The organism is Fusibacter bizertensis, assembly GCF_029914245.1.
GTDB classification, from domain to species: domain Bacteria; phylum Bacillota; class Clostridia; order Peptostreptococcales; family Acidaminobacteraceae; genus Fusibacter_C; species Fusibacter_C bizertensis.
Genome location: NZ_JARYZI010000063.1, coordinates 1 through 219, shown reverse-complemented (window position 1 = coordinate 219; position 219 = coordinate 1). Strand labels below are relative to the sequence as shown.

Here is a 219-nt window from a genome sequence, read left to right as displayed (position 1 = left end):
ATGGAGCCGGTGATGGGACTCGAACCCGCGACCTACTGATTACAAGTCAGTTGCTCTACCAATTGAGCTACACCGGCGCTTTTCCCTCCTGACAACTAACGTTGTACATGTCGGGATAAATTTTGTATAACAAAATTTATTAAATGGCGATCCAGAACGGACTCGAACCGTCGACCTCTAGCGTGACAGGCTAGCGTTCTAACCAACTGAACTACTGGA

Annotated in this window: 1 tRNA gene; it reads right to left on the bottom strand. The window is 47.5% G+C overall.

The window, feature by feature from the left end:
- Window position 1: 1 nt before the first annotated feature.
- Window positions 2-77, bottom strand: a tRNA-Thr gene (locus tag QE109_RS17705).
- Window positions 78-219 lie beyond the last annotated feature (142 nt).